This window comes from Pseudomonas sp. SWRI99, assembly GCF_014270125.1.
In the GTDB taxonomy this organism is placed as follows: Bacteria; Pseudomonadota; Gammaproteobacteria; order Pseudomonadales; family Pseudomonadaceae; genus Aquipseudomonas; species Aquipseudomonas hamedanensis.
Genome location: NZ_JABWQR010000003.1, coordinates 165,598 through 192,346, shown reverse-complemented (window position 1 = coordinate 192,346; position 26,749 = coordinate 165,598). Strand labels below are relative to the sequence as shown.

Below are 26,749 nucleotides of genomic sequence, written 5' to 3'. Positions count from 1 at the left end.
ACACGACGGGTTTCGGGGGCTTGGGCACTCGCATCGATTGGTGCATGATGCAGGGTAAGGCCCCGATCGAGAACACTCATGCTGGACGAGCTACTGCATAGGGTAAGCAACCACACACCGCGCACGCTGGAGACCGACACGCGTTTCCCCGAAGCCGCCGTTCTGGTGCCGATCACCCGCAGTGACGAGCCGGAACTGGTCCTGACGCTGCGTGCCAGCGGGCTTTCGACCCATGGCGGCGAAGTCGCCTTTCCCGGTGGCCGCCGCGACCCTGAAGACCCGGACCTGGTCTTCACCGCCCTGCGTGAGGCCGAAGAAGAAATCGGCCTGCCGCCGGGACTGGTCGAAGTCATCGGCCCGCTCAGCCCGTTGATTTCCCTGCATGGCATCAAGGTCACGCCGTACGTCGGGGTGATTCCCGACTTCGTCGAATACCAGCCCAACGATGCCGAAATTGCCGCAGTCTTCAGTGTGCCGCTGGAATTCTTCCGTAAGGACCCCCGCGAACACACCCATCGCATCGACTACCAGGGCAGAAGCTGGTACGTGCCCAGTTATCGCTACGGCGAATACAAGATCTGGGGGCTGACGGCAATCATGATCGTCGAGCTGATCAACCTGCTTTATGACGCTGATATCAGCTTGCACCAGCCGCCGAAAAGCTTTCTCAATACCTGACCGCCGTTCGAGTGGCCGAACACCGCAAGCCCTGAGGAAAACAACATGAAATACCGCCTGGGCGACGCCCGCGTCGAGACTCACCCGCAGAGCTGGGTCGCCCCCAATGCCGTGCTGGTCGGCAAGGTCAGACTGGAAGAAGGCGCCAACGTCTGGTTCAACGCCGTGCTGCGCGGCGACAACGAACTGATCCTGATTGGCAAAAACAGCAACGTGCAAGACGGCACGGTGATGCACACCGACATGGGTTATCCGTTGACCATCGGCACTGGCGTGACCATCGGCCACAACGCCATGCTGCACGGATGCACTGTTGGCGATTACAGCCTGATCGGTATCAACGCGGTGATTCTCAACGGCGCGAAGATCGGCAGGAACTGCATCATCGGCGCCAATTCGCTGATCGGCGAAGGCAAGGAAATTCCCGACGGTTCGCTGGTGATGGGCTCGCCTGGAAAAGTCGTGCGGGAGCTGACCGAGGCGCAAAAGAACATGCTCGAAGCCAGCGCCGCGCACTATGTGCATAACTCGCAGCGTTATGCCCGCGATCTGGTTGAGCAGGAAGAATGACTACCGCCGAACGACCCGTCGCCTCGCCCTGTGTGAATATTTGCGCGCTGGACGAAGATGACGTTTGCACCGGGTGCCAGCGCACGGTCGCAGAGATCACCCGTTGGGGCCGCATGAGCAATGAGGAGCGCCGCGTGGTGCTGGGGTTGTGCCATGAGCGGGCGAAGGCGAGTGGGTTGGTGTGGATGATTCCAGCGAAGTCAGGCGTCTGAACCACCGCTTTCGCGAGCAAGCCCGCTCCCATATTTGGAATGAGATCTCATGTGGGAGCGGGCTTGCCCGCGAAGAGGCCAGTACATTCACTACATCTTATTGGCTCACAACACAGCCTGAAGTAACCTGTGCGCCACATTCACAGGCCGCCTCCATGATCTTTCTCATCGCCTACATCAGCAGCGTCGTGCTGATCAACTTCGCTTTTTCCACCGCGCCGCACCTGGACATCATCTGGTCGGCGTGGGGCGGGTTGGTGTTTGTGTTGCGCGACATGGTGCAAACCCGTTTCGGTCATGGTGCGATTGTGGCGATGCTGGCGGCGCTGGTGCTGTCCTACGTGACGTCCGACCCTTCCATTGCATTGGCCAGCGCCACCGCGTTCGCCGTTTCCGAGTGCATCGACTGGCTGGTGTTCAGCATCACCAAGCGTCCGCTGCGCGACCGCTTGTGGATCAGTTCGGCGTTGAGCATTCCGCTGGATACGTTCATTTTCTTCGGCATGATCGACCTGCTGACCCCGCCGGTGATCATCACCGCACTGGCGTCGAAGTTTGCCGGCGTCACCGCCGTCTGGCTGATCATGGCCTGGCGCGAGCGCAAACAGGCTGTCGCCAGCTGAAGCCAAACCCTCGGGTTCATGTAAAATGCCGCGCTTTCTCCCCATGGAAAGCGCACTTGCGTGGCTTTCCTCGATGATCCGCTTCTTTGAGGACCTGAGATGACCCGTATCGGAACTCCATTGTCGCCAACCGCGACCCGCGTATTGCTGTGTGGCTGTGGTGAGTTGGGCAAGGAAGTGGTAATCGAATTGCAGCGCCTCGGCGTTGAAGTGATTGCCGTCGATCGCTACGCCAATGCGCCGGCCATGCAAGTCGCCCACCGCAGCCACGTGATCAACATGCTCGACGGCGCCGCCCTGCGTGCGGTGATCGAGGCCGAGAAGCCGCACTTCATCGTGCCGGAAATCGAAGCCATCGCCACCGCCACCCTGGTTGAGCTGGAGGCCGAAGGCTTTACCGTGATCCCGACGGCCCGCGCTGCACAGCTGACCATGAACCGCGAAGGCATCCGTCGTCTGGCCGCTGAAGAGCTGGACCTGCCGACTTCGCCGTACCACTTTGCCGACACCTTCGAGGATTACAGCAAAGCCGTGCAGGACCTGGGTTTCCCTTGCGTCGTCAAGCCGGTGATGAGCTCCTCGGGCAAAGGCCAGAGCCTGCTGCGCAGCGCCGATGATGTGCAGAAAGCCTGGGATTACGCGCAAGAGGGCGGTCGTGCCGGCAAAGGTCGGGTGATCATCGAAGGCTTCATCGATTTCGATTACGAAATCACCCTGCTGACCGTGCGCCACATCGGCGGGACCACCTTCTGTGCTCCGGTCGGTCACCGTCAGGAGAAGGGCGATTATCAGGAATCCTGGCAGCCGCAGGCCATGAGTCCAATTGCCCTGGCTGAATCCGAGCGTGTCGCCAAAGCGGTGACGGAGGCGCTGGGTGGTCGTGGTCTGTTTGGCGTCGAGTTGTTCATCAAGGGCGATCAGGTGTGGTTCAGCGAAGTGTCGCCGCGTCCGCATGACACCGGCCTGGTCACGCTGATTTCTCAGGATCTGTCGCAGTTCGCCCTGCACGCGCGGGCCATTCTGGGCTTGCCGGTGCCGCTGATTCGCCAGTTCGGCCCTTCGGCGTCAGCGGTGATTCTGGTGGAAGGGCAGTCGACCCAGACCGCATTCGCCAACCTGGGCGCCGCGTTGAGCGAGCCGGACACTGCGCTGCGCCTGTTCGGCAAGCCTGAAGTCAACGGTCAACGCCGCATGGGCGTGGCGCTGGCGCGCGATGAGTCGATCGAGGCTGCGCGTGCCAAGGCGACTCGTGCGTCTCAGGCGGTTGTTGTAGAACTCTAAACCGAGTCGCGCCCATCGCGAGCAGGCTCACTCTTACAATTTGGAATGCGTTCCCCTGTAGGAGTGAGCCTGCTCGCGATAGCTGTCTATCAAGCGACCCGATTCAGGTCATTGCCACGGGTCTCCTTCAAACACAACACCGCAATCACACTCAACACCGCCGCCGCCGACACGTACCCGCCGACATAACTCAACCCGCCCATCGCCACCAGTTTCTGCGCAAAGAACGGTGCCGCCGAGGCGCCGACGATCCCGCCCAGGTTGTACGCCGCTGACGCGCCGGTGTAACGCACATGGGTCGGAAACAGCTCAGGCAACAGCGCCCCCATCGGCGCGAACGTCACACCCATCAAGAACAATTCGATGCACAGGAACAACGCCACGCCCCAGGTCGAACCCTGAGTCAGCAACGGCTCCATCAGAAACCCGGAAAGAATCGCCAGCACACCTCCGATGAGCAACACCGGTTTGCGTCCATAACGGTCGCTGGCCCAAGCCGATAAAGGTGTGGCCGCTGCCATGAACAGCACCGCAAAGCACAGCAGGCCGAGGAACGTTTCGCGGCTATAACCCAGCGTGGAGACGCCGTAGCTGAGGGAAAACACCGTCGAGATGTAGAACAGCGCATAGCAGACCACCATTGCCGCTGCGCCCAGCAAGGTTGGTGCCCAGTACTGACTGAACAGTTCGACCAGCGGCACCTTCACCCGCTCCTGACGGGCGATGGCGTTGGCGAACACTGGCGTTTCGTGAAGCTTGAGGCGCACGTAGAGGCCGACCATTACCAGCGCGGCGCTGAGCAGAAACGGAATGCGCCAGCCCCAGTTGCGGAACTGTTCGTCATCCAGAGTCATTGCCAGGGTCAGGAACAGACCGTTGGCTGCAAGGAAACCAATCGATGGCCCGAGTTGCGGGAACATGCCGAACCAGGCGCGTTTGCCTTTCGGTGCGTTTTCCGTGGCCAGCAGCGCAGCACCACCCCATTCACCACCCAGGCCCAGGCCCTGACCGAAACGTAGTACACAGAGCAGAATCGGCGCCCAGGCACCGATACTGTCGTAGCCCGGCAGGACGCCAATCAAGGTTGTACACACGCCCATCAGCAGCAGCGAAGCGACCAGCGTTGATTTACGGCCGACGCGGTCGCCGAAATGGCCGAACAGCGCCGAACCCAGCGGGCGGGCAAGAAAAGCGATGCCAAAGGTGAGAAACGCCGAGAGCATTTGCGCTGTCCCGGACGTCTGCGGAAAGAACACCGGCCCGATCACCAGCGCCGCAGCGGTGGCGTACACGTAGAAGTCGTAAAACTCGATGGCGGTGCCGATAAAGCTGGCCGTGGCCACGCGAGTGGCGGAGTTGGCCGGTTGGGCAGGCGCGGTTTCGCTGTAAGCGGTTTGGGTCGTCATGCGGTGATCCCTGACAGTCATGAGCTCCGTTGGAGCGAATTATTATGGTCGAACACCCAGGGATGTGGGATGAGGCGCGATCGCTGTTTCGAGTAGGAACAGTCGTCGGTGTGTAGCGCAAAACAGTCGGGATCCGTGGAGTGCCGGGTAAGCACAGGGATCGACGGCGCTTGGGTAAGCGCCTCGATTATAGGAAGGAGGCTAACAATCGAACAAGCGCAATTAAAGCTTCGCCCATTCTGCAGGCAAATGATGATGTGGCGAGGGAGCTTGCTCCCGCTGGGTTGCGAAGCAGCCCTATCTATTGATGTGGTGCCGCTATTTTGCGGCCGCTGCGCGCCCGAGCGGGAGCAAGCTCCCTCGCCACGGAAGCTTAGACGGGTAAGCGCCTCGATTATAGGAAGGGGCCTGACGATCGAACAAGCGCAATTAAAGCTTCGCCCATTCTGCAGGTAAATGATGATGTGGCGAGGGAGCTTGCTCCCGCTGGGTTGCGAAGCAGCCCCTTCTTTTGATGTGGTGCCGCTATTTTGCGGCCGCTGCGCGCCCGAGCGGGAGCAAGCTCCCTCGCCACAGGGCTTAGACCTTGGCGGGAGCAAGCTCCCTCGCCACAAGGCTTAGACCTTGGCGGGAGCAAGCTCCCCTCACACAGGGCTTAGGCCTTGGCGGGTGCCAGGCTCGTAAGCCAGATCAACACTTTGCTCACCCGGTTCTCCTCGGTTTCAAGGATTTCCAGGCGATAACGGCCAATCTTCAGACAAACCGCACTCTCCGGAATGGTCTCCAGCGCTTCGGTCACCAGACCATTCAGGGTCTTCGGACCATCGCTCGGCAAATGCCAGCCCAGGCACTTGTTCAGTTCGCGGATCGAGGCGGCGCCATCGATCACCATGCGCCCGTCGGTTTGTGGATGAATGTGCGGGTTTTCGAGGCTGTGTTCGCTTTCGAATTCGCCGACGATCTCTTCAAGAATATCTTCCAGCGTGACGATCCCCAGCACTTCGCCGTACTCGTCGACCACCATGCCCAGGCGCCGCTGCTGTTTGTGAAAGTTCAGCAACTGCAGTTGCAACGGCGTGCTTTCCGGGACGAAGTACGGCTCGTAACTGGCCGCCAGCAGTGCTTCGCGGGTCAGTTGGCCGTTGTTCAGCAAGTGGCCGATCTGGCGGGTATTGAGGACCGCTTCGACCTGATTGATGTCGCTGTGAAACAGCGGCAGGCGCGTGCGTTTGTTGTGGCGCAGTTGCTCGATGATTTCTTCGATCGAATCGTCAAGATTGATGCCGTCGACGTCACTGCGCGGGACCAGAATGTCATTGACCGTGATGTTTTCCAGCGCGTGGATGCCCGACACCGGATGGGCGCGAACCGGATGTTCGGAATCATCCTGAAGATCGGCCGGCAGGTCGTCCTCGCTCTGTTGCACGACCTGAGCCTTGCGCGTGAACGGCGTCATCAGCAAAGCGCTCAGTCGGCTGAATAGCCAGGCGAACGGGTAGACGATTCGCAGTGGCACCGCCAGCAGGGCATTGCCGAACGACAGCACCGCATCGGGATAGCGCCGGGCAACGGTGCGCGGGAAGTAATCGGCAAACACCAGCAGGATGGCGCCAACGCCGAGGCAAGCCGCCCACGGACCGTTTTCTTCGCAGAGGAAAATCGCCAGCAACGTGGCGATGATTACCGCGAGCGCGCGACACAGCGTGTTGCACAGGATCAGGCTGTCGAGCGGGAAGCTCAGCTTCGCCAGCGGCTTATCGCTGGCGCGCGAGGCGGTGCGTTGCGCGAGCAGATGCTGCTGCGCGATTTCGACGGCGGTAAACAGTCCCGACCACAAAATCAGCAGGACAAATACCGCGAGCATCGGCCCTATGGGCAAACCGTCCATTTATGCCGCCCGTCAGATGTGCAGAATGTATTCACGAACCAGTTTGCTGCCGAAATACGCCAGCATCAGCAGGCAGAAACCGGCGAGGGTCCAGCGAATCGCCTTGTGGCCGCGCCAGCCAAGACGATTGCGGCCCCACAACAGCACGCTGAACACGATCCACGCCAGGCACGCCAGCAAGGTCTTGTGCACCAGGTGCTGGGCGAACAGATTCTCGACGAACAGCCAGCCGGAGATCAGCGACAGCGACAGCAGCGTCCAGCCGGCCCAGAGGAAGCCGAACAGCAGGCTTTCCATGGTTTGCAGCGGCGGAAAGTTCTTGATCAGTCCGGACGGGTGCTTGTGCTTGAGCTGGTGGTCCTGGACCAGCAGCAACAACGCCTGGAACACCGCGATGGTGAACATGCCGTAGGCGAGGATCGACAGCAGAATATGGGCGAGGATGCCCGGTTCTTCATCGATGATCTGCACCGTGCCGGTCGGCGCGAACTGCGCCAGCAGCACGGTGATGGCGCCCAGCGGAAACAGCAGCACCAGCAGGTTCTCCACCGGGATCCGTGAACAGGCGAGCAGGGTCAGGGCGATCACCGCTGCGGCAATCAGGCTGGAGGCGCTGAAGAAATCCAGGCCCAGGCCGATCGGGGTCAGCAGATGCGTGAGCAAGCTGGCGCCGTGGGCCACAACGGCGAGGACGCCGAGCGTAACCAGCAGGCGCTTGTTCGCCTTGGCGCCGGTGGCCAGACGGGTGCTCTGATAAAGGGTCGCAGCGGCATAAAGAAGGGCGGCGGCGAGGGTGGTCAGCAAACTGGGTGACAAGGGGAGCATAAATCCTGTTAGGCAAGCCCGAAAGGGGCTGAGTTTGGCATAGAACCGCTATCGCACGAAAGACTCAGCAAGCTGACAGCGAGGTGTCCGCCGGCCGCAGTCTTCGCTATAATCCGCGACCTGCCCACGCCGCAGGCTCGCCGAGCACATGTTGATTCCGGTCTGGGCCGCCATTATCCCGGTCTGTACAGGGCCTGAAAGGATCGCGCAATGTTTGAAAACTTAACCGACCGTCTCTCGCAGACGCTGCGCCATGTCACCGGCAAGGCGAAGCTGACCGAGGACAACATCAAAGACACCCTGCGTGAAGTGCGCATGGCGTTGCTTGAAGCTGACGTCGCGCTGCCGGTCGTCAAGGACTTCGTCAATTCGGTCAAGGAGCGCGCTGTCGGCACCGAGGTGTCGCGCAGCCTGACGCCGGGCCAGGCGTTCGTGAAGATCGTCCAGGCCGAACTCGAAAGCCTGATGGGCGCGGCCAACGAAGACCTGAACCTGAGCGCCGTGCCGCCGGCGGTGATTCTGATGGCCGGTCTGCAGGGCGCGGGTAAAACCACCACCGCCGGCAAGCTGGCGCGCTTCCTTAAAGAGCGCAAGAAGAAGTCGGTGATGGTCGTGTCGGCGGACGTCTACCGTCCGGCGGCGATCAAGCAGCTGGAAACCCTGGCCAACGACATCGGCGTGACGTTCTTCCCGTCCGACCTGAGCCAGAAACCGGTCGACATCGCCACTGCTGCTATTAAAGAAGCAAAACTGAAATTCATCGATGTGGTCATCGTCGATACCGCCGGTCGTCTGCACATCGACGAAGAGATGATGGGCGAGATCAAGGCGCTGCACGCCGCGATCAACCCGGTCGAAACCCTGTTCGTGGTCGACGCCATGACCGGTCAGGACGCCGCCAACACGGCCAAGGCCTTCGGTGATGCACTGCCGCTGACCGGTGTGATCCTGACCAAGGTCGACGGCGATGCCCGTGGCGGTGCCGCGCTGTCGGTGCGCGCCATCACCGGCAAGCCGATCAAGTTCATCGGTATGGGCGAGAAGAGCGAAGCGCTCGATCCGTTCCACCCTGAGCGGATCGCCTCGCGAATCCTCGGCATGGGCGACGTGCTCAGCCTGATCGAACAGGCCGAAGCGACCCTCGACAAGGACAAGGCCGACAAGCTGGCCAAGAAGCTGAAGAAGGGCAAGGGCTTCGACCTCGAAGACTTCCGCGATCAGCTGCAACAAATGAAGAACATGGGCGGCCTTGGCGGGCTCATGGACAAGCTGCCGAGCATCGGCGGGGTGAATCTGTCGCAGATGGGCAATGCCCAGAACGCCGCAGAAAAGCAATTCAAACAGATGGAAGCCATCATCAATTCCATGACCCCGGCCGAGCGCCGCGACCCTGAGCTGATCAGCGGTTCGCGCAAGCGCCGGATCGCCATGGGCTCCGGCACTCAGGTGCAGGACATCGGTCGCTTGATCAAGCAGCACAAGCAGATGCAGAAGATGATGAAGAAATTCACCGCCAAGGGCGGTATGGCAAAAATGATGCGCGGCATGGGCGGTATGTTGCCCGGCGGCGGTATGCCAAAAATGTAACTAACTGGCCGGTCGTCGCACCGGCGCAGGCCCCGCAAGGATGCGGGATCAACAGCAAACCCGCACTCGGCGGGAGCTGACTGGCCGTTTTAACCGACGGCTCTCTATGCAAATCTGCACGGCATGCCACAGGCGCCGGAAAAAGTCATTTGCAAAAGTCCGGATATTCCTTAGAATATGCGGCCTTTCGGGCACCCACGCCCGCTGTGCATTTAGATTTGCAGCACCGACTACAGGAACGATGTTCACATGCTAACAATCCGTCTTGCCCTTGGCGGCTCCAAAAAGCGCCCGTTTTACCACCTGACCGTAACCGACTCGCGTAACCCGCGTGACGGCTCCCACAAAGAACAGGTTGGTTTCTTCAACCCTGTTGCCCGTGGCCAGGAAATCCGTCTGTCCGTGAACCAAGAGCGCGTTGCCTACTGGCTGAGCGTTGGTGCACAACCTTCTGAGCGCGTTGCTCAGTTGTTGAAGGAATCTGCCAAGGCTGCGGCCTGAGCAATATGAACGCGACGCCTGCTGCTGCCGATGATTTGATCGTTATTGGCAAAATTTATTCTGTTCATGGCGTTCGCGGCGAAGTGAAGGTGTATTCCTTTACTGATCCGACTGAAAACCTGTTGCAGTACAAAACCTGGACGCTCAAGCGCGAAGGCAATGTCAAACAGGTCGAGCTGGTCAGTGGACGCGGGAGCGACAAGTTCCTGGTCGCCAAGCTCAAGGGTCTCGATGATCGTGAAGAAGCTCGTCTTCTGGCCGGTTATGAGATCTGCGTGCCGCGCAACCTGTTCGCTGAATTGACCGATGGCGAGTACTACTGGTACCAGCTGGAAGGTCTGAAGGTCATCGACACCCTTGGGCAACTGCTCGGGAAAATCGATCATCTTCTGGAAACCGGCGCCAATGATGTAATGGTCGTCAAGCCTTGCGCTGGCAGCCTGGATGATCGCGAACGCCTGTTGCCCTATACCGAGCAATGCGTGTTGGCCGTCGACCTGGCCGCGGGCGAGATGAAGGTGGATTGGGACGCGGACTTCTAAACGTGGCTAACTTGCGCGTAGAAGTGATCAGTCTGTTTCCCGAGATGTTTTCTGCCATTGGCGATTACGGCATCACCAGTCGTGCGGTCAAGCAGGGGCTCTTGCAGCTGACCTGTTGGAATCCGCGAGATTACACGACGGATCGGCATCACACTGTGGACGATCGCCCGTTTGGCGGTGGTCCGGGCATGGTGATGAAGATCAAGCCCCTGGAAGATGCTCTGGTTCAGGCCAAGGCAGCAGCCGGGGAGGCGGCGAAGGTGATTTACCTGTCCCCCCAAGGCCGTCAACTGACTCAGTCGGCGGTACGCGAGCTGGCACAATCGGATGCATTGATCCTGATTGCCGGCCGTTACGAAGGCATTGACGAGCGCTTTATTGAGGCTCATGTCGATGAAGAGTGGTCGATTGGCGACTATGTATTGTCTGGCGGCGAGCTGCCGGCCATGGTCCTGATCGATGCGGTTACACGACTGCTGCCTGGAGCTTTAGGGCATGCGGATTCCGCTGAGGAAGATTCCTTTACGGATGGTCTGCTGGATTGCCCGCACTACACCCGACCGGAGGTGTATGCGGATCAGCGTGTTCCCGACGTGTTGCTAAGTGGCAATCACGCGCATATCCGGCGTTGGCGTTTACAGCAGTCCCTTGGCCGGACCTATGAACGACGCGCCGATCTTCTGGAAAGCCGCTCGCTTTCTGGAGAAGAGAAGAAGCTGCTCGAGGAATACATCCGCGAGCGGGACGATAGTTAACAACGTATCGATGGTAGATCGAACGATTTACCTTAGGAGCACAGCATGACCAACAAAATCATCCTTGCACTCGAAGCAGAGCAGATGACCAAAGAAATCCCTACCTTCGCCCCAGGCGACACTATTGTCGTTCAGGTGAAAGTGAAGGAAGGCGATCGTTCCCGTCTGCAAGCGTTCGAAGGCGTTGTCATCGCCAAGCGTAACCGCGGCGTGAACAGTGCGTTCACCGTTCGTAAAATCTCCAACGGTGTTGGCGTAGAACGTACTTTCCAGACCTACTCGCCGCAAATCGACAGCATGGCTGTCAAGCGTCGCGGTGACGTACGTAAAGCCAAGCTGTACTACCTGCGTGACCTGTCGGGTAAAGCAGCTCGCATCAAGGAAAAACTGGCTTAAGTCCAGCTTCCGATGCAGAAAAAAGCAGCCTGCGGGCTGCTTTTTTGTTGCCTGCGATTTAGCAAATCCATCTCGAACGCCTCGTTCAGCGAATCTCTCTGTTCCTTGATCTGGCCGGCTATGAAAGACTGGCGCCCATTCACTGTCTATTTGCACGCGGCGCGAAAAAGCCCTGCCCTGAGTATCCATGCCTGCCATCGACCATCCGCTGATTGATCAATTCCTCGACGCCTTATGGCTGGAGAAAGGCCTGTCCGATAACACCCGTGGCGCTTATCGCAGTGATCTGGCGCTGTTCAATGGCTGGTTGCAGGAGAAAAACCTGGAACTGATCAATGCCGGACGCGAGTTGATCCTCGATCACTTGGCCTGGCGGCTGGAGCAGAACTACAAACCGCGTTCGACCGCGAGATTCCTCTCCGGGGTGCGTGGCTTTTATCGCTATCTGCTCCGGGAAAAGCTGATCAGCGTCGACCCGACGTTACGCGTCGACATGCCGCAACTCGGTAGGCCATTGCCCAAATCCCTGTCGGAAGCCGACGTCGAAGCGCTGCTCAAGGCGCCGGACCTGAGTGACGCGATCGGCCAGCGTGACCGGGCCATGCTGGAAGTCTTGTATGCCTGTGGGCTTCGGGTGACCGAACTGATCAGCCTGACGCTGGAACAAGTCAACCTGCGCCAGGGCGTACTGCGGGTGATGGGCAAGGGCAGCAAAGAGCGCCTGGTGCCGATGGGCGAGGAGGCGATTGTCTGGGTCGAACGCTACATGCGCGACGGTCGCGGTGAACTGCTTGGTGGCCGTCCCAGCGATGTGCTGTTCCCCAGCCAGCGCGGTGAGCAGATGACTCGCCAGACTTTCTGGCACCGGATCAAGCATCAGGCCAAGGTCGCCGGGATCAGCAAGTCGCTGTCGCCGCACACCTTGCGCCATGCGTTTGCCACGCACCTGCTCAACCACGGTGCAGACCTGCGCGTGGTGCAGATGTTGCTCGGGCACAGCGACTTGTCCACAACCCAGATTTACACCCACGTGGCCCGCGCCCGCCTGCAAGACCTGCACGCCAAACACCATCCTCGCGGCTGAACAAAAATCCCTTGTAGGAGTGAGCCTGCTCGCGATAGCTGTAGCCCTGACGACACAGCTTCGACTGACAGACCGCTATCGCGAGCAGGCTCACTCCTACAGGGGTGCTTCGGAGATGTTTAAACCTGTGGCGACAGGCGCATTCGGCCACCGTGGCCTTATGTGTTAGGCTTTCCCGGTTTGCACGATGGACGGTCATGACCCGGTGTTTCGCACGGGCGTTCTGAACGTTCCATTTGTCCGCCTTCAGGAGTTCTCATGCGTCTGACCCAGATTTTCGCCGCCGCCGCCATTGCGTTGGCGAGCACCTTTGCCGTCGCCGATGACGCGGCCGACAAAGCCATTCGTCAAAGCCTGGAAAAACTCGAACTCGAGGTTCCGGTAGAAAGCATCAATTCAAGCCCGCTGCCAGGCATGTACGAAGTCAAGCTCAAGGGCAGCCGCGTGCTGTACGCCAGCGCCGATGGTCAGTACATCGTTCAGGGCAACCTGTACCAGCTCAAGGACGGCAAACCGGTCAACCTGACCGAGAAGACCGAACGCCTGGGCATTTCCAAGCTGATCAACGCCATCCCGGTGGCCGAAACCGTGGTCTACCCGGCCGTGGGCGAGACCAAATCGCATATCACCGTGTTCACCGACACCACCTGCCCGTACTGCCACAAACTGCACGCCGAAGTGCCCGAGCTGAACAAGCGCGGCATCGAAGTGCGCTACGTGGCGTTCCCGCGTCAGGGCCTGAATTCGCCAGGTGACGAGCAGTTGCAAGCCGTGTGGTGCTCGAAAGACAAGAAAGCCGCCATGGACAAAATGGTCGATGGCAAGGAAATCAAGGCCGCCAAGTGCGATAACCCGGTTTCCAAACAGTTCGCCCTCGGTCAGTCGATCGGCGTGAACGGTACACCGGCCATCGTTTTGGCCGACGGACAAGTCATTCCGGGCTACCAGCCTGCGCCACAAGTCGCCAAACTGGCGCTGGGCGCGAAGTAATTCGCATCGTCACGGTCAGCCTTGACGATCATGGTCCGGTGGTCACTTCACCGGGCCATTAATAGAGAGCCGCGAGCACGCGGTTGTTTTCCGGCCGACCTCGAGTCGGCCGTTTCATGGGGAGTTCACAGTGAATCCGGTCAAAGTAGGCATCTGTGGGTTAGGGACCGTCGGTGGCGGGACCTTCAACGTACTTCAGCGCAACGCCGAGGAAATTGCTCGTCGTGCCGGGCGTGGGATCGAAGTGGCGCAAATTGCCATGCGCACGCCAAAGCCTCAGTTCCAGACGACCGGTATTGCGATTACCAACGATGTCTTCGAAGTGGCCACGAACCCTGAGATCGACATCGTCATAGAGCTGATGGGCGGCTACACCGTTGCCCGCGAGCTGGTACTCAAGGCCATCGAGAATGGCAAGCATGTGGTCACCGCGAACAAGGCGCTGATAGCCGTTCACGGTAATGAGATTTTCGCCAAGGCACGCGAGAAAGGCGTGATCGTGGCATTCGAAGCAGCGGTGGCCGGTGGCATTCCGGTGATCAAGGCGATTCGTGAAGGCCTGTCGGCCAACCGCATCAATTGGGTCGCGGGGATCATTAACGGTACCGGCAACTTCATCCTCACCGAAATGCGCGAGAAGGGCCGTACGTTCGAAGACGTGCTCGCCGAAGCGCAGGCGCTGGGCTATGCCGAAGCCGATCCGACCTTCGACGTCGAAGGCATCGACGCGGCGCACAAATTGACGATCCTGGCGTCGATCGCGTTCGGCATTCCGCTGCAATTCGACAAGGCTTACACCGAAGGCATCACCAGGCTGACCACCGCTGACGTCAATTACGCCGAAGCGCTGGGCTATCGCATCAAGCACCTCGGTGTCGCGCGCAGCACTGACGCGGGCATCGAACTGCGCGTGCACCCGACGCTGATTCCGGCCGATCGCCTGATCGCCAACGTCAACGGCGTGATGAACGCGGTGATGGTCAACGGTGATGCGGCCGGTTCGACGCTGTTCTACGGCGCCGGCGCGGGCATGGAGCCGACGGCGTCGTCGGTGATCGCCGACCTGGTCGACGTGGTTCGCGCCATGACGTCCGATCCGGAAAACCGTGTGCCGCACCTGGCCTTCCAGCCGGATTCGCTGTCGGCCCATCCGATCCTGCCGATCGAAGCCTGCGAAAGCGCGTACTACCTGCGCATTCAGGCCAAGGACCATCCGGGCGTACTGGCACAGGTGGCGAGCATCCTCTCGGAGCGCGGCATCAATATCGAATCGATCATGCAGAAAGAAGTCGAAGAGCATGACGGTCTGGTGCCGATGATCCTGCTGACCCACCGCGTGGTGGAGCAGCGCATCAACGATGCGATCGCCGCCCTTGAAGCGCTGGCGGGTGTCGACGGCCCGGTTGTACGGATCCGTGTCGAACATTTGAATTAACAGCAGCTACAAGCGGCAAGCTACAAGCGGCAAGTCAAAGCGGTTCGGCTTTTACTTGCAGCTTGTAGCTTGCAGCTTGCGGCTCAAACCAAAGGTTTGCCCCTATGCGTTATATCAGTACTCGCGGCCAGGCACCGGCCCTGAATTTCGAAGACGTCCTGCTGGCCGGTCTCGCGACCGACGGCGGTCTGTACGTTCCAGAAAACCTGCCACGTTTCACCCAGGAAGAAATCGCTTCCTGGGCCGGCCTGCCGTATCACGAACTGGCTTTCCGGGTGATGCGCCCGTTCGTCACCGGCAGCATTCCGGACGCCGATTTCAAAAAGATTCTTGAAGAAACCTACGGTGTGTTCGCCCACAGCGCCGTCGCGCCGCTGCGTCAGCTCAACGGCAATGAATGGGTCATGGAGCTGTTCCACGGACCCACCCTGGCGTTCAAGGACTTCGCCCTGCAACTGCTCGGTCGCCTGCTCGACTATGTGCTGGAAAAACGCGGCGAGCGCGTGGTGATCGTCGGTGCCACTTCCGGTGATACCGGTTCGGCCGCCATCGAAGGTTGCAAGCACTGCGAAAACGTCGACATCTTCATCCTGCACCCGCACAACCGTGTGTCGGAAGTGCAGCGTCGCCAGATGACGACGATTTTCGGCGAGAACATTCACAACATCGCCATCGAAGGCAACTTCGATGACTGCCAGGAAATGGTCAAGGCCAGCTTCGCCGACCAGAGCTTCCTCAAGGGCACGCGTCTGGTGGCGGTGAATTCGATCAACTGGGCGCGGATCATGGCCCAGATCGTCTACTACTTCCACGCTGCCCTGCAGTTGGGCGGGCCGGCACGTTCGGTGTCGTTCTCGGTGCCGACCGGCAACTTCGGCGACATCTTCGCCGGTTACCTGGCGCGCAACATGGGCCTGCCGATCAACCAGTTGATCGTCGCCACCAACCGCAACGACATCCTGCACCGCTTCATGAGCGGCAATCAGTACGTCAAGGAAACCCTGCACGCCACGCTGTCGCCATCAATGGACATCATGGTGTCGTCGAACTTCGAACGCCTGCTGTTCGACCTGCACGGTCGCAATGGTGCGGCGATTGCCGGCCTGATGAACTCGTTCAAAAAGGACGGCAGCTTCAGCGTCGAGCAAGAGCGCTGGACCGAAGCGCGCAAGCTGTTCGACTCACTGGCCGTAGACGATGCGCAGACCTGCGAAACCATCGCTGAAGTCTACGAGCAGACGGGTGAAGTCCTTGACCCGCACACTGCCATCGGTGTGAAGGCCGCGCGCGAATGCCGTCGCAGCCTGGACATCCCGATGGTCATTCTCGGCACCGCCCACCCGGTCAAGTTTCCGGACGCCGTCGAGAAAGCCGGTGTAGGAAAAGCGCTCGAACTACCTGCACATCTTTCTGATTTGTTTGAGCGAAACGAGCGCTGCACTGTTCTGCCAAACGAGCTGAAAGCCGTGCAGGCCTTTGTCAGCCAGCATGGCAACCGCGGCAAACCGCTCTAAGCCTGCAAAAGCTGTCACATTTTGAAGCCCGTCTCCTGACGGGCTTTTTTGTTTCTGCTGCCACACTGCTCGGGTTTTCACCCTCGAAGGACGGGTGAGCCGATCACGAAGGAAGTGGCAATGCGGTTTTATAGAGGTGTTAAACCGGCACTGGGCTGGTTGTTGTTATTGGCAGTGCTCGGCTGGGGGCAGGCAGGGATGGCGGCGCAGTTGGCGTTGCATGGGGAAGCTGTGGCCAGCGGTATTGAGCCTATCGAGCTGGAAGAGCATGAGCGTGAATGGATTCGTGAAAACCCTACAGTGGCGGTGGCCTCGGTGCAGTACCCGTTGTATCTGTTTCAGGATGAGCACGGACATTGGAGTGGCCTCAACAACGACGTACTCAAACGCGTCAGCGCGATGACCGGACTGCAATTCGAGCATCAGGAGTCATTCTCCACCGATCACATGCTCGAACGCCTCGAAAGCGGGTCGGCAGATATCAGCACAACGTTGGCGATGAGCGATGAGCGCAAGCTGTTCCTTGATTTCAGCCATGCCTTCGGCGGGGCGGGCTGGGTATTTGTCGGGCGCTCCGGCGCGCCGGCGGTGGAGTCGTTTGAACAACTGAGCCAGCGCACAGTGGTGCTACCGGCGCGGCATGCTCTGGAAGACGTGATCCGGCGTGACTACCCGGCGATAAACATACGCTCGGTCAAAACCTACGCCGAGGCCCGGGCGCTCGTCGAGAGTGGCGAAGCCTACGCGACCATCGAAAACGAAATCGGCGCGCAGCTTTATCCGCTGGGCTTGCTCAAGGTCGGCGGACTGGTCGAAGGCAAATGGGAGGCCGACCACTTGGCCGTACGCAAGGGCTTGCCGGTGCTGCTGAGCATTCTCAATAAGGCGCTGGAGGCGTTTCCCGCCGCTGAGCTGCGATCCATTCGCCTGAAGTGGCTGGAGGGCATCACACCGGTTCCCGTGCCGTCGGTCAGTCAACGGCTGACACAGTGGGGTTTTTGGGGAATGGGCGGGCTGGGGCTGTTCGGTCTGCTGTCATTGGTGTGGAACCGGCGGTTGACGGCGGTGATCAAGCTGCGCCGCGAAGCGGAAAAGGATCTGAGCGATCAACTGGCGTTTCAGCAGGCGTTGATCGATTCAATGCCCGATCCGCTGTTCGTGCGTGACCTGCAGGGACGCTTGATTCTGTGTAATCGCAGTTACGAAGAGGCGCTCTCGGTTCGCCTGGACCAAGTGCAAGGACGGCTGTTGTTCGAGGTCGACGCGCTGCCGGAAACCACCGCAAGGACGCTGCACGATGAGTTCATGGTGCAACTGCGCACGCGTAAAGCGCGCTTCAGTAATCGTCAGTTGCAGTTCAAGAGCGGTCCGCGCGAGGTCTATCAGTGGACGGTGCCGTTTTACAGTGCCGACGGCAAATTACGCGGATTGCTGGGAGGCTGGACGGACATCACCCAGCGTCGGGTAGAGAGTGGGTGTCGTTGTCTGCATTGAAGATGGGAAATGTCCTATAAGACGCGGCTACTTTTCTGATGGGAGGCTTAAGACGCCTGCCCTAGAGTGAACGACAAATGCGGTGAGAGTCCGCGATTGTCGTTCCAGAGGTCGCCCATGCGCTCGCTTAAAGTCCTGATATTCGAACCTAACCCGTTCCAGCTGATGGCATTGCACCAAATGCTCAATGCCGTTGGCATTTATGACGTACTGACGGCGCCGTCGCTGGCCTCGGCCATGTGTTCGCTGGGGCATCGCGGTGCGGTGGACATCGCCATTTGCGATCCGCAGCTCAAGGGCGGCGAGGGCCTGGCCCTGATCCGGCATCTGGCGGTCGAACAAGAGGCGCGTGCACTGATCCTGCTGGGCTCGGTCGCCGCGAGCCTGCTGAGCGATCTCGAACCCTTGTTGTACGAGCATCGCCTGCGCCTGCTCGGGCGCCTGCAAACGCCGGTCTCGGCGGTATTGATGCGAGGCCTGCTGGACAACTACCTGCTGACCCCGTTGCAGCCTGTCGGGGCTTGAAGCGGGTCGTTTTTGTTCTGTAATCTTCGCAAGGCATGCTCTGTCAGGCCGGCGCCACGCCCGGATCGAGGCGCCTGCAGGCAGAACTTTCTTCTCGGGCGGATGGTCACTTATTGTGAGCACGCCCCAGGCGCAATGTTTTCGGACTATTGAGTGGAGATCGAGATGGAAAGTATCAGTCTATTGCTCGGTGAGGCTCTGAGCCCGTATCACGTGACGTTGACCCCTCGCGGCAGCCATGGCGAATGCCTGGTCACCCTGAAGAACAGCAATGGCGCGATTGTCGTTGAACGCGAATTCAATCAGGCCCAGTTAAGCGACAAACGCTTGCTGACGGATGTCGTCGATGGCTTGCACCGTGACGTAATGATTGCCGAAGGACGGCTGGAACCCTGCGTCATTGCAGCGTTACGCAATGCAGCGCTGGACAAGCGTGCGCTGCTCTGAAGATGAAATTTATTTTGTGGGAACCTTCCTGCATCCCTGTCAGTCAGACCCCATAACAGCAGGATCAAGCATTGTGCTCCGGTGCTTGTCGCTTGCTGCTACGGGTCTTTTTACGGACCACGTTTAACCCCGGGTTGTCTCCCCACTACTCGGGGTTTCTTTTTGCCCGGCGTTTGTTCATCGGGCAGCCTGATCCTTGAAAAATGCCCGGGCGTGTTCCAGATAATCAGTTTGGCGCTCAGGGTCCAGCCACGCGGCGTAGCGCTGGTCCAACGGCTCGCGGGGCAGGGCGCGGAGCAACCGGTTGATCTCCTTGATGGCCTGCCGTCCCAGCTTTGTATCGGAACAGCCGACGTAGCTGGAGAGATATTTCTCGGTGCCCTGGATCGAGTAAAACGCCAGCTCATCCTCGGCAATCTGCGCCTGTTTTGCCTGATAGCGGATTTCCGGCCAATAGCCCATCACCAACTGCAGTCTACCCATACGCTGCATGGACAGCAGATTGCTCAGCGCATCGTCAGCGTAATGGACGGTCAGCGCGCTGCCCGGGGCGTTGTCCAGAACGCTGTCGAGAAATTCGCCATAGCTGCGCCCGGCGACTACGCCAACTTTTCGCTCGCCACCCGCCAACAGGGCGGACAGGTTGACCTCGCCCGCCACCAGATAGGGCTTGAGCATGTTTCGATCCTGCTGACGAACCACCAGTCCATTGCTTACGGCGCGAACGGCCGGGTTCGAATAGGCAATCCATTGCGCGCGCGCGCGGCTCCACAGCAGCGCCGGATCGCAGGCAAAGGGGTTTTCATGGAGCATTTGCAGGCCGCGCGCGCGGTTGACTCGCATCAGTGAATGTTCATATTGCGGCATGCCGGCGATCAACAGCGGTATGAGTTGATCGATCACGCCCTGGCCCTGTTTCGGACCCTCCAGTATCGTCATCGGCGGCAAGTCGCGCAGCAGCCAGATCAAGGTCGGTTTCGCCTGCGCTCCGGCCGACACGGTGAGCAGAAACATCAGGCCGAACAGCCGCCATGTCCACCCGTGACGGGCTCGGTTGTTGCCGGATTTCTGGTGGGGGCTCAGCTCAAATGGCGCCATCTTCGCGCAACCGGGCGATCTGTTTTTCGTCGTAGCCAAGGTCGTGCAGTACCTGCGCATTGTGTTCACCCAGCTGCGGTCCGACCCATTCGGAACTGCCTGGCGTTTCAGAGAGTTTCGGCACGATGCCCGGCATCTTGAAGTCCTTTCCGTCGGGCAGCTTGGCGTGCAGGAACATTTCCCGGGCCAGGTACTGAGGATCGCTGAACATGTCCTCGGCGCTGAAGATCCGGCTGGCCGGCACCTCGGCCTGGTTGAGCAGCTCGAGCACGCTTTGCAGCGGCAACGAATTGACCCAGCGATCGATCACGCCGTACAACTCGTCGCGGCGACTATCGCGCCCGTCATTGCTGGTCAGCGTCGGGTCATTGGCGAGGTCTTCGCGGCCGATGATCAGCATGAAGCGCTTGAATATCGCATCGCCGTTGGCGCCAATCTGCACATGTTTGCCGTCGGCGCTGGTGTGGATCGAGGAGGGCGTGATGCCGGGCATGATGTTGCCGGTGCGCTCGCGGATGAAACCGAACACATCGAACTCCGGCACCATGCTTTCCATCATGGCGAAAATGGCTTCATACAAGGCCACGTCGACCACTTGGCCAAGCCCGCCGTTGACCTCGCGGTGCCGCAGGGCCATCAACGCGCCAATCACGCCCCACAGCGCGGCGATCGAATCGCCGATGGAGATCCCGGTGCGCACCGGCGGCCGATCCTCGAACCCGGTGATATAACGCAGACCACCCATGGACTCACCGACCGCGCCGAAACCTGGCTGATCTTTCATCGGGCCGGTCTGGCCGAACCCGGACAGGCGCACCATCACCAGTTTTGGATTGAGGGCGTGCAGGGTTTCCCAGCCCAGGCCGAGTTTTTCCAGCACGCCGGGGCGGAAGTTCTCGATGAGAATGTCTGCTTCGCCGAGCAGTTTTTTCAGGATCGCCAAACCGTCGGGGTGCTTGAGGTTGAGCGTCAGCGACTTCTTGTTGCGCGCCTGCACGAACCACCACAACGATGTCCCTTCGTACAGTTTGCGCCACTTGCGCAGCGGATCACCGCCGTCCGGCGACTCGATCTTGATGACTTCAGCGCCGAACTCGCCGCAAATGCGCGAGGCGAACGGCCCGGCAATCAGCGTACCCAATTCAATGACTTTCACACCGCTGAGCGGTTTGTTGGCGAACGGCATACTCGATCCTGTAGGACAACGTTGTGCGGATACAGCGTTTTAACATAGCCGGCTGTCAGGCGCCGCAGGTTGATCGCCATCAATTCGATGATTGCCTGCCGCATCGGTTAGACTTGCCGACTTTCCTCGTATCAAGAAGCCCGTTCATGGCCCAGCCGTCCACCACCTACAAATTTGAACTGAACCTCACCGACCTCGACCGCAGCGTTTACGAGAGCGTCAAGCAGACCATCGCCCGTCACCCTTCGGAGACCGAAGAGCGCATGACCGTGCGGCTGCTGGCCTACGCTCTCTGGTACAACGAGCAGTTGTCGTTCGGCCGTGGTCTGTCAGACGTGGATGAACCTGCGCTGTGGGAAAAGAGTCTGGACGACCGCGTCCTGCACTGGATCGAAGTCGGCCAGCCAGACGCCGATCGCCTGACCTGGTGCTCGCGCCGCACCGAGCGCACCAGTCTGCTGGCCTACGGCAGTCTGCGCGTCTGGGAAACCAAGGTGATCCCGGCGATCAAGAACCTGAAGAACGTCAACATCGCCGCAGTCCCGCAGGAAGTGCTGGAGACCCTCGCCAAGGACATGCCCCGCGTGATCAAGTGGGACGTGATGATCAGCGAAGGGACGATCTTCGTCACCGACGACCGCGGTCAGCACGAAGTCCAGCTGCAATGGCTGCAAGGCGAGCGCGGCTGAGGTCGCGGCACTGCTGATTAATCCCACGTACTGAAGAGAAGTTTCCGTCACCCCATGCGTATCGAACCTCGTCAACTGCCTGCCACGCTGCCCTTCCTGGGTGATTTGCCACCACTGCTGACCCGCCTGTACGCGGCGCGGGGCGTGCAATCGGAGGCAGAGCTGGACAAGCGTCTGGCGCGGTTGATTCCGTTTCAACAGCTCAAGGGCATCGATGCGGCGGTGGACCTGCTGGTGACCGCGCTGGAACAGCGTCAGCGCATTCTTATCGTCGGTGACTTCGATGCGGACGGCGCCACCGCCAGCACCGTCGGTGTGCTTGGCTTGCGCCTGCTGGGCGCGGCCCATGTCGATTATCTGGTGCCCAACCGCTTCGAATACGGTTATGGCCTGACGCCTGAAATCGTCGATGTCGCGCTGACCCGCGAACCGCAATTGCTGATTACCGTGGATAACGGTATTTCAAGTGTCGAAGGCGTCGCAGCGGCCAAGCGTGCGGGTTTGAAAGTCCTGATTACTGACCACCATTTGCCCGGCGATGAGCTGCCGCAGGCCGATGCGCTGGTCAATCCGAACCAGCCCGGTTGCGAATTCCCGAGCAAGGCACTGGCCGGCGTCGGGGTGATTTTCTATGTCCTGATGGCGCTGCGCGCGCGCCTGCGCAGCCTCGGCTGGTATGAAAGCAAGCCCCAACCGAACATTGGCGAACTGCTTGATCTGGTGGCCCTGGGCAGCGTTGCCGACGTGGTGCCGCTGGATGCCAACAACCGCATCCTCGTTCACCAGGGGCTGGAGCGGATTCGCGCCGGGCGCGCGCGGCCCGGGATCAAGGCGATTCTGGAAGTGGCCAAGCGTGATGCTGCGCGCATCACGTCCACCGATCTGGGCTTTATCGTCGGTCCGCGTCTGAACGCCGCCGGGCGTCTGGACGACATGAGCCTGGGCATCGAATGCCTGCTCACGGCTGACGCCCATCTGGCCCGGGAAATGGCCGCGCAACTGGACGGCATGAACCAGGATCGCAAATCCATCGAGCAGGGCATGCAGCGCGAGGCACTGGCGCAGCTCAAGGACTTGCCGGTCGAATCGATGCCGTTTGGCTTGTGCTTGTTCGATCCTGAATGGCATCAGGGGGTGATCGGTATTCTCGCTTCGCGCATGAAAGAACGGTATTTCCGCCCGACCATCGCCTTCGCCGATGCCGGCGATGGGCTGCTCAAGGGCTCGGGACGTTCGGTGCAAGGCTTCCACATTCGCGATGCCTTGAGCGTAGTGGCCGCACAACACCCGACGCTGATCGCCAAGTACGGCGGCCATGCGATGGCGGCCGGTCTGACCCTACGCCAAGAGAATTTTCCGCTGTTCGCCGAAGCATTCGACGCCGAAGTGCGTCGACAACTTCGCGAGGAAGACCTTACCGGGCGGATGCTCACCGATGGCACTCTGGCGGTTGAAGAGTTCCACCTGGAACTGGCGCGCGCTTTACGTCACGCCGGGCCGTGGGGGCAGCATTTCCCGGAGCCGGTGTTTCACGGCGTGTTTCAGTTGGTCGAGCAGCGCGTCGTTGGCGAACGGCACCTGAAAGTGGTGCTGAAAAGCGAGTGCGGCTCGGTGAAACTCGACGGCATCGCCTTCGGGATTGATCGCGATATCTGGCCGAATCCGACGATTCAGTGGGTAGAGCTGGCCTACAAGCTCGACGTCAACGAGTTTCGCGGCAACGAGACCGTGCAGTTGATGATTGCCCATATCGAACCGCGCTGACCCCTGACTGCTTTTGTGGCGAGGGAGCTTGCTCCCGCTCGACTGCGCAGCAGCCGTAACAGGATTTTGGGCCGCTTCGCAGCCCAGCGGGAGCAAGCTCCCTCGCCACAGGTTCGGTGCCACTCAAAGAAAACGTCTTGAACCCTCCTTTCCCCTCGGTTGTCAACTAGGCTCTAAACACTGCTTGATTGGCCTTGTGACGTCTTGTCGAATTTTTGCCCGCGGGGGCGGGTGCTGCACCTTTTTCTGTCACTCGTCGACTTTTCAAACAGAACCCTGGAGCCTGCCCACTGATTCGAGAGGTGCCCCATGAGTCTGCTGCTTGAACCCTTTACCCTTCGCCAACTGACCCTGCCCAACCGCATCGCGGTTTCGCCGATGTGCCAGTACTCCAGCGTCGATGGCCTGGCCAACGACTGGCACCTGGTGCATCTCGGCAGCCGTGCGGTGGGCGGCGCCGGTCTGGTTTTCACTGAAGCCACAGCGGTCACGGCCGACGGGCGGATCACCGCCGAAGACCTCGGTTTGTGGAATGACGAACAGATCGCGCCGCTGCAACGCATCACCCGTTTCATTACCGCACAAGGCGCGGTGGCCTGCATTCAACTGGCCCATGCCGGGCGCAAGGCCAGCACCCACCGGCCGTGGATCGGCAAACATGGCAGCGTCAAACCCGAGGATGGCGGCTGGACACCGGTCGGGCCATCGCCGATTGCCTTTGATCCCCAGCACACCCAGCCCAAACAGCTCGATGAACAGCAGATCGCCGAAGTGATTCAGGCCTTCGTCGACGCTGCCAGGCGCGCGTTGACAGCAGGCTTCAGTGTGGTTGAGGTGCACGCTGCCCACGGCTATCTGTTGCACCAGTTCCTTTCGCCGCTGAGTAATCAGCGCCAGGATCAGTACGGTGGTTCGTTCGAAAACCGCATCCGTCTGGTGCTGCAAGTCACCGAAGCGGTGAGGGCGGTGTGGCCGGAAGAGCTGCCTGTGTTTGTTCGTGTGTCGGCGACCGACTGGGTCGAGGATGGCTGGAACCCGGATGAAACCGTGGAGCTGGCGCGACGTCTGCACACGCTGGGGGCTGATCTGATTGACGTATCGTCGGGCGGTACCGCGGCCAATGCCGAGATTCCGGTCGGGCCGGGTTATCAAACGCGCTTCGCCGAACGGGTGCGCAAAGAGTCAGGCATCGCCACCGGCACCGTAGGCATGATTACCGAGCCGGCACAGGCCGAGCACATCCTGCGTACCTGTCAGGCCGATATCATCTTCCTCGCACGGGAATTGCTGCGTGATCCGTACTGGCCGCTGCATGCAGACGATGATCTGGGTGGGCGAAAAGCCGTGTGGCCCGCGCAGTATCAGCGGGCGACCCATCGGGATCAGCCGATTCATGAGTCGGATTTACGCGATTGATAAAAGGCTGAAAAGCAAAAGCCCCGAGCCGTGATGGTCGGGGCTTTTCTTGTGTCCTGAAAATCATCGGTTGCCTGGTCTGGCGCTATCGCGAGCAGGCTCACTCCTACATTTTGGAAATGCGATCCCCTGTAGGAGTGAGCCTGCTCGCGATGAGGCCCTATCAGACGCTACGAAACCTCAAGGGTATTTGCGCTTCTCCGGCGCCGGCGGGAAATACTGGTACAACCACGTCTCGCTCAACGTGCGGTCATTGGTACGGATGAACAAGCGCAGCTCCACCGGCTCGACGCTGTCGTTGGTCGGATACCAGTCGAACAGGATCCGATAACCCTTGATGTCATCCAGCACCAGCACGCTGAAGTCCTGCACCTTGCCGCTGGAACAGGTCACCACCGGTTCGATCCCGGTGCCCTGCGGCAGACGCTCCAGGCCGCCACCGGTGAAGTCCACGGCAAAGCGCCGCGCCCACACCTTCGGGTAATGCTCACCCGGCGCCCAACCCTCGGTGAAGCCGCCCATTCCCGAGCGCGTCGCATGCACCCGCGCCAACGGTGTGCTGACCGGTGGCAGCGCGCTCCAGTACAGCTTGTAGCCGTAATTCAGCGAATCGCCGGCAGCCACCGGCTTCTTCGGCGTCCAGAACGCGACGATGTTATCCAGCGTCTCGCCGGTCGTAGGAATTTCCAGCAGATCGATAGAGCCTTCGCCCCATGCGGTTGTCGGTTCTACCCACAGGCTTGGGCGCTTGCTGTACCAGTCGACGGTGTCCTGATAGTTGGCGAACTCGTGGTCGGTCTGCACCAGGCCGAAACCTTTCGGGTCCTTGTCGGCGAACGCGTTGAATTGCAGCTTCGCCGGGTTATTCAGCGGTCGGCAGATCCACTCGCCGTTGCCGCGCCACATTGCCAAGCGATCCGAATCGTGGATTTGCGGGTGGATGGTGTCGCACATGCGGCGTTCGTGGGTGCCGCAACTGAACATGCTGGTCATTGGCGAAATGCCCAACTGTTCAATGGCAGTGCGCGCGTTGATGTGCGCGTCGATTTCCATGACCACACGCTCGGCCTGGCAATCGATGTCGAAGCGATAGGCGCCAGTGGCGCTTGGCGAGTCGAGCAGGGCGTAGACTACGAAGCGTGTGGCGTTCTTGTCCGGGGTCTCGAACCAGAACTTGGTGAAGTCGGGAAACTCTTCGCGCTTCTTCGCGTAAGTGTCAATCGCCAGACCACGCGCCGACAGGCCATATTGGCCAGTGGCATCGACGGCACGGAAATAGCTGGCGCCGAGAAACGACACCACGTCATGACGGTCCAGTTCCGGCGCCTTGAACAGTTTGAAGCCGGCGAACCCCAGGTCACCCTTGAGCTGCTGGGTGTCGACCGAGGTGTTTTCGTAGTTGAACAGGGCAGGGCGAAAATGTACTTCGCGCGCCATGCGGGTCTTCGGATCGACGCTGTACATGCGCACCGGCTGGCGGAAACCCATGCCGACGTGGAAGAACTGCACGTCCAGCTGACCTTTGTTTTCCTTCCACAGGGAATGCTCGCCGTCATAGCGGATCGCGTTGAAGTTTTGCGGCGTCATGGTCGCCAGGGTTGGCGGCAAGACCTGCTTCGTGTCCTGATAGGCGCTGCCGGCGAGCTGCTTTGCCTGCCGCTTCAACGATTCGAAATCGAAGGCCTGAGCCTCCCCATCGGCGGCGCCGCCATTGGCAGCCCAGGCACGCGTAGCCAGCAGGCCAGTGGCCGACAGACCGGTGTAAGCCGCGATGGCCATGGACGCTTTGAGCAAATTCCTGCGATGCATAAATACAACCTGTCGTGTGCAATCCCGCGCCTTT

Annotated in this window: 26 protein-coding genes; 20 read left to right on the top strand and 6 right to left on the bottom strand. The window is 60.1% G+C overall.

Features of this window, described 5'->3' with window-relative positions:
- The first annotated feature begins 78 nt into the window (after positions 1-78).
- The 5 genes from HU743_RS03880 (at position 79) to purT (ending at position 3,364) form a co-directional block, all read left to right on the top strand.
- Positions 79-678 (top strand): CoA pyrophosphatase, encoded by a 600-nt coding sequence (locus HU743_RS03880; RefSeq protein WP_186647019.1) that lies wholly within the window; start codon positions 79-81, stop codon positions 676-678.
- A 45-nt stretch (positions 679-723) separates the two neighbouring features.
- Positions 724-1,248, top strand: coding sequence for a gamma carbonic anhydrase family protein (locus HU743_RS03875; RefSeq protein WP_186637899.1), 525 nt, complete (start codon positions 724-726; stop codon positions 1,246-1,248).
- Positions 1,245-1,460: a DUF1289 domain-containing protein gene (locus HU743_RS03870; protein WP_186647017.1), complete on the top strand. Its 216-nt coding sequence runs from the start codon at positions 1,245-1,247 to the stop codon at positions 1,458-1,460. The genes HU743_RS03875 and HU743_RS03870 overlap by 4 nt, the downstream gene beginning before the upstream one ends.
- 155 nt (positions 1,461-1,615) lie before the next feature.
- The gene (locus tag HU743_RS03865) at positions 1,616-2,083 is read left to right on the top strand and encodes a VUT family protein (protein WP_090281913.1); all 468 of its coding nucleotides are present in this window, start codon (positions 1,616-1,618) and stop codon (positions 2,081-2,083) included.
- Positions 2,084-2,182: 99 nt separating this feature from the next.
- On the top strand, positions 2,183-3,364 hold the full coding sequence (purT, locus tag HU743_RS03860) for a formate-dependent phosphoribosylglycinamide formyltransferase (protein WP_024011715.1): 1,182 nt from the start codon (positions 2,183-2,185) through the stop codon (positions 3,362-3,364).
- Between the two features lie 89 nt (positions 3,365-3,453).
- Here the strand turns inward: purT and HU743_RS03855 are convergent, their stop codons facing one another.
- The 3 genes from HU743_RS03855 to ccsA form a co-directional block, all read right to left on the bottom strand.
- Positions 3,454-4,770 (bottom strand): MFS transporter, encoded by a 1,317-nt coding sequence (locus HU743_RS03855; RefSeq protein WP_186647015.1) that lies wholly within the window; start codon positions 4,768-4,770, stop codon positions 3,454-3,456.
- Positions 4,771-5,425: 655 nt separating this feature from the next.
- Positions 5,426-6,658: a transporter associated domain-containing protein gene (locus tag HU743_RS03850; protein ID WP_186647013.1), complete on the bottom strand. Its 1,233-nt coding sequence runs from the start codon at positions 6,656-6,658 to the stop codon at positions 5,426-5,428.
- Positions 6,659-6,670: 12 nt separating this feature from the next.
- A complete protein-coding gene (ccsA, locus tag HU743_RS03845; protein ID WP_186551121.1) occupies positions 6,671-7,483 on the bottom strand; it encodes a cytochrome c biogenesis protein CcsA in 813 nt (270 codons plus the stop codon).
- Positions 7,484-7,693: 210 nt separating this feature from the next.
- On the opposite strand from ccsA, the gene ffh reads away from it, so the two are divergent.
- From ffh to HU743_RS03785, 12 genes are all read left to right on the top strand, one after another.
- On the top strand, positions 7,694-9,070 hold the full coding sequence (gene ffh, locus HU743_RS03840; RefSeq protein WP_008081630.1) for a signal recognition particle protein: 1,377 nt from the start codon (positions 7,694-7,696) through the stop codon (positions 9,068-9,070).
- Positions 9,071-9,319: 249 nt separating this feature from the next.
- Complete coding sequence (rpsP, locus tag HU743_RS03835) at positions 9,320-9,571, top strand: 30S ribosomal protein S16 (protein ID WP_003185073.1); 252 nt, start codon at positions 9,320-9,322, stop codon at positions 9,569-9,571.
- Positions 9,572-9,576: 5 nt separating this feature from the next.
- A complete protein-coding gene (gene rimM, locus HU743_RS03830) occupies positions 9,577-10,113 on the top strand; it encodes a ribosome maturation factor RimM (RefSeq protein WP_186551120.1) in 537 nt (178 codons plus the stop codon).
- A 2-nt stretch (positions 10,114-10,115) separates the two neighbouring features.
- A complete protein-coding gene (gene trmD, locus HU743_RS03825; protein WP_090281920.1) occupies positions 10,116-10,868 on the top strand; it encodes a tRNA (guanosine(37)-N1)-methyltransferase TrmD in 753 nt (250 codons plus the stop codon).
- 45 nt (positions 10,869-10,913) lie between these two features.
- On the top strand, positions 10,914-11,264 hold the full coding sequence (gene rplS, locus HU743_RS03820) for a 50S ribosomal protein L19 (protein WP_003175895.1): 351 nt from the start codon (positions 10,914-10,916) through the stop codon (positions 11,262-11,264).
- Positions 11,265-11,451: 187 nt separating this feature from the next.
- A complete protein-coding gene (xerD, locus tag HU743_RS03815; RefSeq protein WP_186647011.1) occupies positions 11,452-12,348 on the top strand; it encodes a site-specific tyrosine recombinase XerD in 897 nt (298 codons plus the stop codon).
- Positions 12,349-12,606: 258 nt separating this feature from the next.
- Positions 12,607-13,338, top strand: a complete 732-nt coding sequence (gene dsbC / locus HU743_RS03810; protein ID WP_186621262.1) for a bifunctional protein-disulfide isomerase/oxidoreductase DsbC — start codon at positions 12,607-12,609, stop codon at positions 13,336-13,338.
- A gap of 130 nt (positions 13,339-13,468) precedes the next feature.
- Positions 13,469-14,773: a homoserine dehydrogenase gene (locus tag HU743_RS03805; protein WP_186551117.1), complete on the top strand. Its 1,305-nt coding sequence runs from the start codon at positions 13,469-13,471 to the stop codon at positions 14,771-14,773.
- Positions 14,774-14,877: 104 nt separating this feature from the next.
- On the top strand, positions 14,878-16,287 hold the full coding sequence (thrC, locus tag HU743_RS03800) for a threonine synthase (RefSeq protein ID WP_186551116.1): 1,410 nt from the start codon (positions 14,878-14,880) through the stop codon (positions 16,285-16,287).
- Positions 16,288-16,407: 120 nt separating this feature from the next.
- Positions 16,408-17,781: a transporter substrate-binding domain-containing protein gene (locus HU743_RS03795; RefSeq protein WP_186647009.1), complete on the top strand. Its 1,374-nt coding sequence runs from the start codon at positions 16,408-16,410 to the stop codon at positions 17,779-17,781.
- A 117-nt stretch (positions 17,782-17,898) separates the two neighbouring features.
- The gene (locus HU743_RS03790; RefSeq protein WP_186551114.1) at positions 17,899-18,306 is read left to right on the top strand and encodes a DNA-binding protein; all 408 of its coding nucleotides are present in this window, start codon (positions 17,899-17,901) and stop codon (positions 18,304-18,306) included.
- 165 nt (positions 18,307-18,471) lie between these two features.
- Positions 18,472-18,753, top strand: coding sequence for a DUF3509 domain-containing protein (locus HU743_RS03785; RefSeq protein ID WP_186551113.1), 282 nt, complete (start codon positions 18,472-18,474; stop codon positions 18,751-18,753).
- A gap of 177 nt (positions 18,754-18,930) precedes the next feature.
- On the opposite strand, the gene HU743_RS03780 is transcribed toward HU743_RS03785, so the two are convergent.
- Positions 18,931-19,767, bottom strand: a complete 837-nt coding sequence (locus tag HU743_RS03780; RefSeq protein WP_238351686.1) for a TIGR02285 family protein — start codon at positions 19,765-19,767, stop codon at positions 18,931-18,933.
- 70 nt (positions 19,768-19,837) lie between these two features.
- The gene (locus HU743_RS03775; protein ID WP_186647004.1) at positions 19,838-21,037 is read right to left on the bottom strand and encodes a CaiB/BaiF CoA-transferase family protein; all 1,200 of its coding nucleotides are present in this window, start codon (positions 21,035-21,037) and stop codon (positions 19,838-19,840) included.
- 146 nt (positions 21,038-21,183) lie between these two features.
- Between HU743_RS03775 and HU743_RS03770 the strand changes: the two genes are divergently transcribed.
- The 3 genes from HU743_RS03770 to HU743_RS03760 all read left to right on the top strand — a co-directional run bounded on the left by HU743_RS03770 (position 21,184) and on the right by HU743_RS03760 (position 24,906).
- Positions 21,184-21,726 carry a YaeQ family protein gene (locus HU743_RS03770; RefSeq protein ID WP_007908961.1) on the top strand — a complete coding sequence of 181 codons (543 nt, stop codon included), beginning with the start codon at positions 21,184-21,186 and terminating at the stop codon, positions 21,724-21,726.
- A gap of 54 nt (positions 21,727-21,780) precedes the next feature.
- Complete coding sequence (recJ, locus tag HU743_RS03765) at positions 21,781-23,490, top strand: single-stranded-DNA-specific exonuclease RecJ (RefSeq protein ID WP_186551110.1); 1,710 nt, start codon at positions 21,781-21,783, stop codon at positions 23,488-23,490.
- Positions 23,491-23,799: 309 nt separating this feature from the next.
- Positions 23,800-24,906, top strand: a complete 1,107-nt coding sequence (locus tag HU743_RS03760) for an NADH:flavin oxidoreductase/NADH oxidase (protein ID WP_186647002.1) — start codon at positions 23,800-23,802, stop codon at positions 24,904-24,906.
- Positions 24,907-25,086: 180 nt separating this feature from the next.
- Here the strand turns inward: HU743_RS03760 and HU743_RS03755 are convergent, their stop codons facing one another.
- Positions 25,087-26,715 carry a glucan biosynthesis protein D gene (locus tag HU743_RS03755; protein ID WP_186647000.1) on the bottom strand — a complete coding sequence of 543 codons (1,629 nt, stop codon included), beginning with the start codon at positions 26,713-26,715 and terminating at the stop codon, positions 25,087-25,089.
- Positions 26,716-26,749: the final 34 nt, after the last annotated feature.

Bases quoted from the DNA above. Each gene is read 5' to 3' on its own strand.
- HU743_RS03880 (WP_186647019.1), top strand. From the start codon at position 79: ATGCTGGACGAGCTACTGCATAGGGTAAGCAACCACACACCGCGCACG.
- HU743_RS03875 (WP_186637899.1), top strand. From the start codon at position 724: ATGAAATACCGCCTGGGCGACGCCCGCGTCGAGACTCACCCGCAGAGC.
- HU743_RS03870 (WP_186647017.1), top strand. From the start codon at position 1,245: ATGACTACCGCCGAACGACCCGTCGCCTCGCCCTGTGTGAATATTTGC.
- HU743_RS03865 (WP_090281913.1), top strand. From the start codon at position 1,616: ATGATCTTTCTCATCGCCTACATCAGCAGCGTCGTGCTGATCAACTTC.
- purT (WP_024011715.1), top strand. From the start codon at position 2,183: ATGACCCGTATCGGAACTCCATTGTCGCCAACCGCGACCCGCGTATTG.
- HU743_RS03855 (WP_186647015.1), bottom strand. From the start codon at position 4,770: ATGACGACCCAAACCGCTTACAGCGAAACCGCGCCTGCCCAACCGGCC.
- HU743_RS03850 (WP_186647013.1), bottom strand. From the start codon at position 6,658: ATGGACGGTTTGCCCATAGGGCCGATGCTCGCGGTATTTGTCCTGCTG.
- ccsA (WP_186551121.1), bottom strand. From the start codon at position 7,483: ATGCTCCCCTTGTCACCCAGTTTGCTGACCACCCTCGCCGCCGCCCTT.
- ffh (WP_008081630.1), top strand. From the start codon at position 7,694: ATGTTTGAAAACTTAACCGACCGTCTCTCGCAGACGCTGCGCCATGTC.
- rpsP (WP_003185073.1), top strand. From the start codon at position 9,320: ATGCTAACAATCCGTCTTGCCCTTGGCGGCTCCAAAAAGCGCCCGTTT.
- rimM (WP_186551120.1), top strand. From the start codon at position 9,577: ATGAACGCGACGCCTGCTGCTGCCGATGATTTGATCGTTATTGGCAAA.
- rplS (WP_003175895.1), top strand. From the start codon at position 10,914: ATGACCAACAAAATCATCCTTGCACTCGAAGCAGAGCAGATGACCAAA.
- xerD (WP_186647011.1), top strand. From the start codon at position 11,452: ATGCCTGCCATCGACCATCCGCTGATTGATCAATTCCTCGACGCCTTA.
- dsbC (WP_186621262.1), top strand. From the start codon at position 12,607: ATGCGTCTGACCCAGATTTTCGCCGCCGCCGCCATTGCGTTGGCGAGC.
- thrC (WP_186551116.1), top strand. From the start codon at position 14,878: ATGCGTTATATCAGTACTCGCGGCCAGGCACCGGCCCTGAATTTCGAA.
- HU743_RS03795 (WP_186647009.1), top strand. From the start codon at position 16,408: ATGCGGTTTTATAGAGGTGTTAAACCGGCACTGGGCTGGTTGTTGTTA.
- HU743_RS03790 (WP_186551114.1), top strand. From the start codon at position 17,899: ATGCGCTCGCTTAAAGTCCTGATATTCGAACCTAACCCGTTCCAGCTG.
- HU743_RS03785 (WP_186551113.1), top strand. From the start codon at position 18,472: ATGGAAAGTATCAGTCTATTGCTCGGTGAGGCTCTGAGCCCGTATCAC.
- HU743_RS03780 (WP_238351686.1), bottom strand. From the start codon at position 19,767: ATGTTTCTGCTCACCGTGTCGGCCGGAGCGCAGGCGAAACCGACCTTG.
- HU743_RS03775 (WP_186647004.1), bottom strand. From the start codon at position 21,037: ATGCCGTTCGCCAACAAACCGCTCAGCGGTGTGAAAGTCATTGAATTG.
- HU743_RS03770 (WP_007908961.1), top strand. From the start codon at position 21,184: ATGGCCCAGCCGTCCACCACCTACAAATTTGAACTGAACCTCACCGAC.
- recJ (WP_186551110.1), top strand. From the start codon at position 21,781: ATGCGTATCGAACCTCGTCAACTGCCTGCCACGCTGCCCTTCCTGGGT.
- HU743_RS03760 (WP_186647002.1), top strand. From the start codon at position 23,800: ATGAGTCTGCTGCTTGAACCCTTTACCCTTCGCCAACTGACCCTGCCC.
- HU743_RS03755 (WP_186647000.1), bottom strand. From the start codon at position 26,715: ATGCATCGCAGGAATTTGCTCAAAGCGTCCATGGCCATCGCGGCTTAC.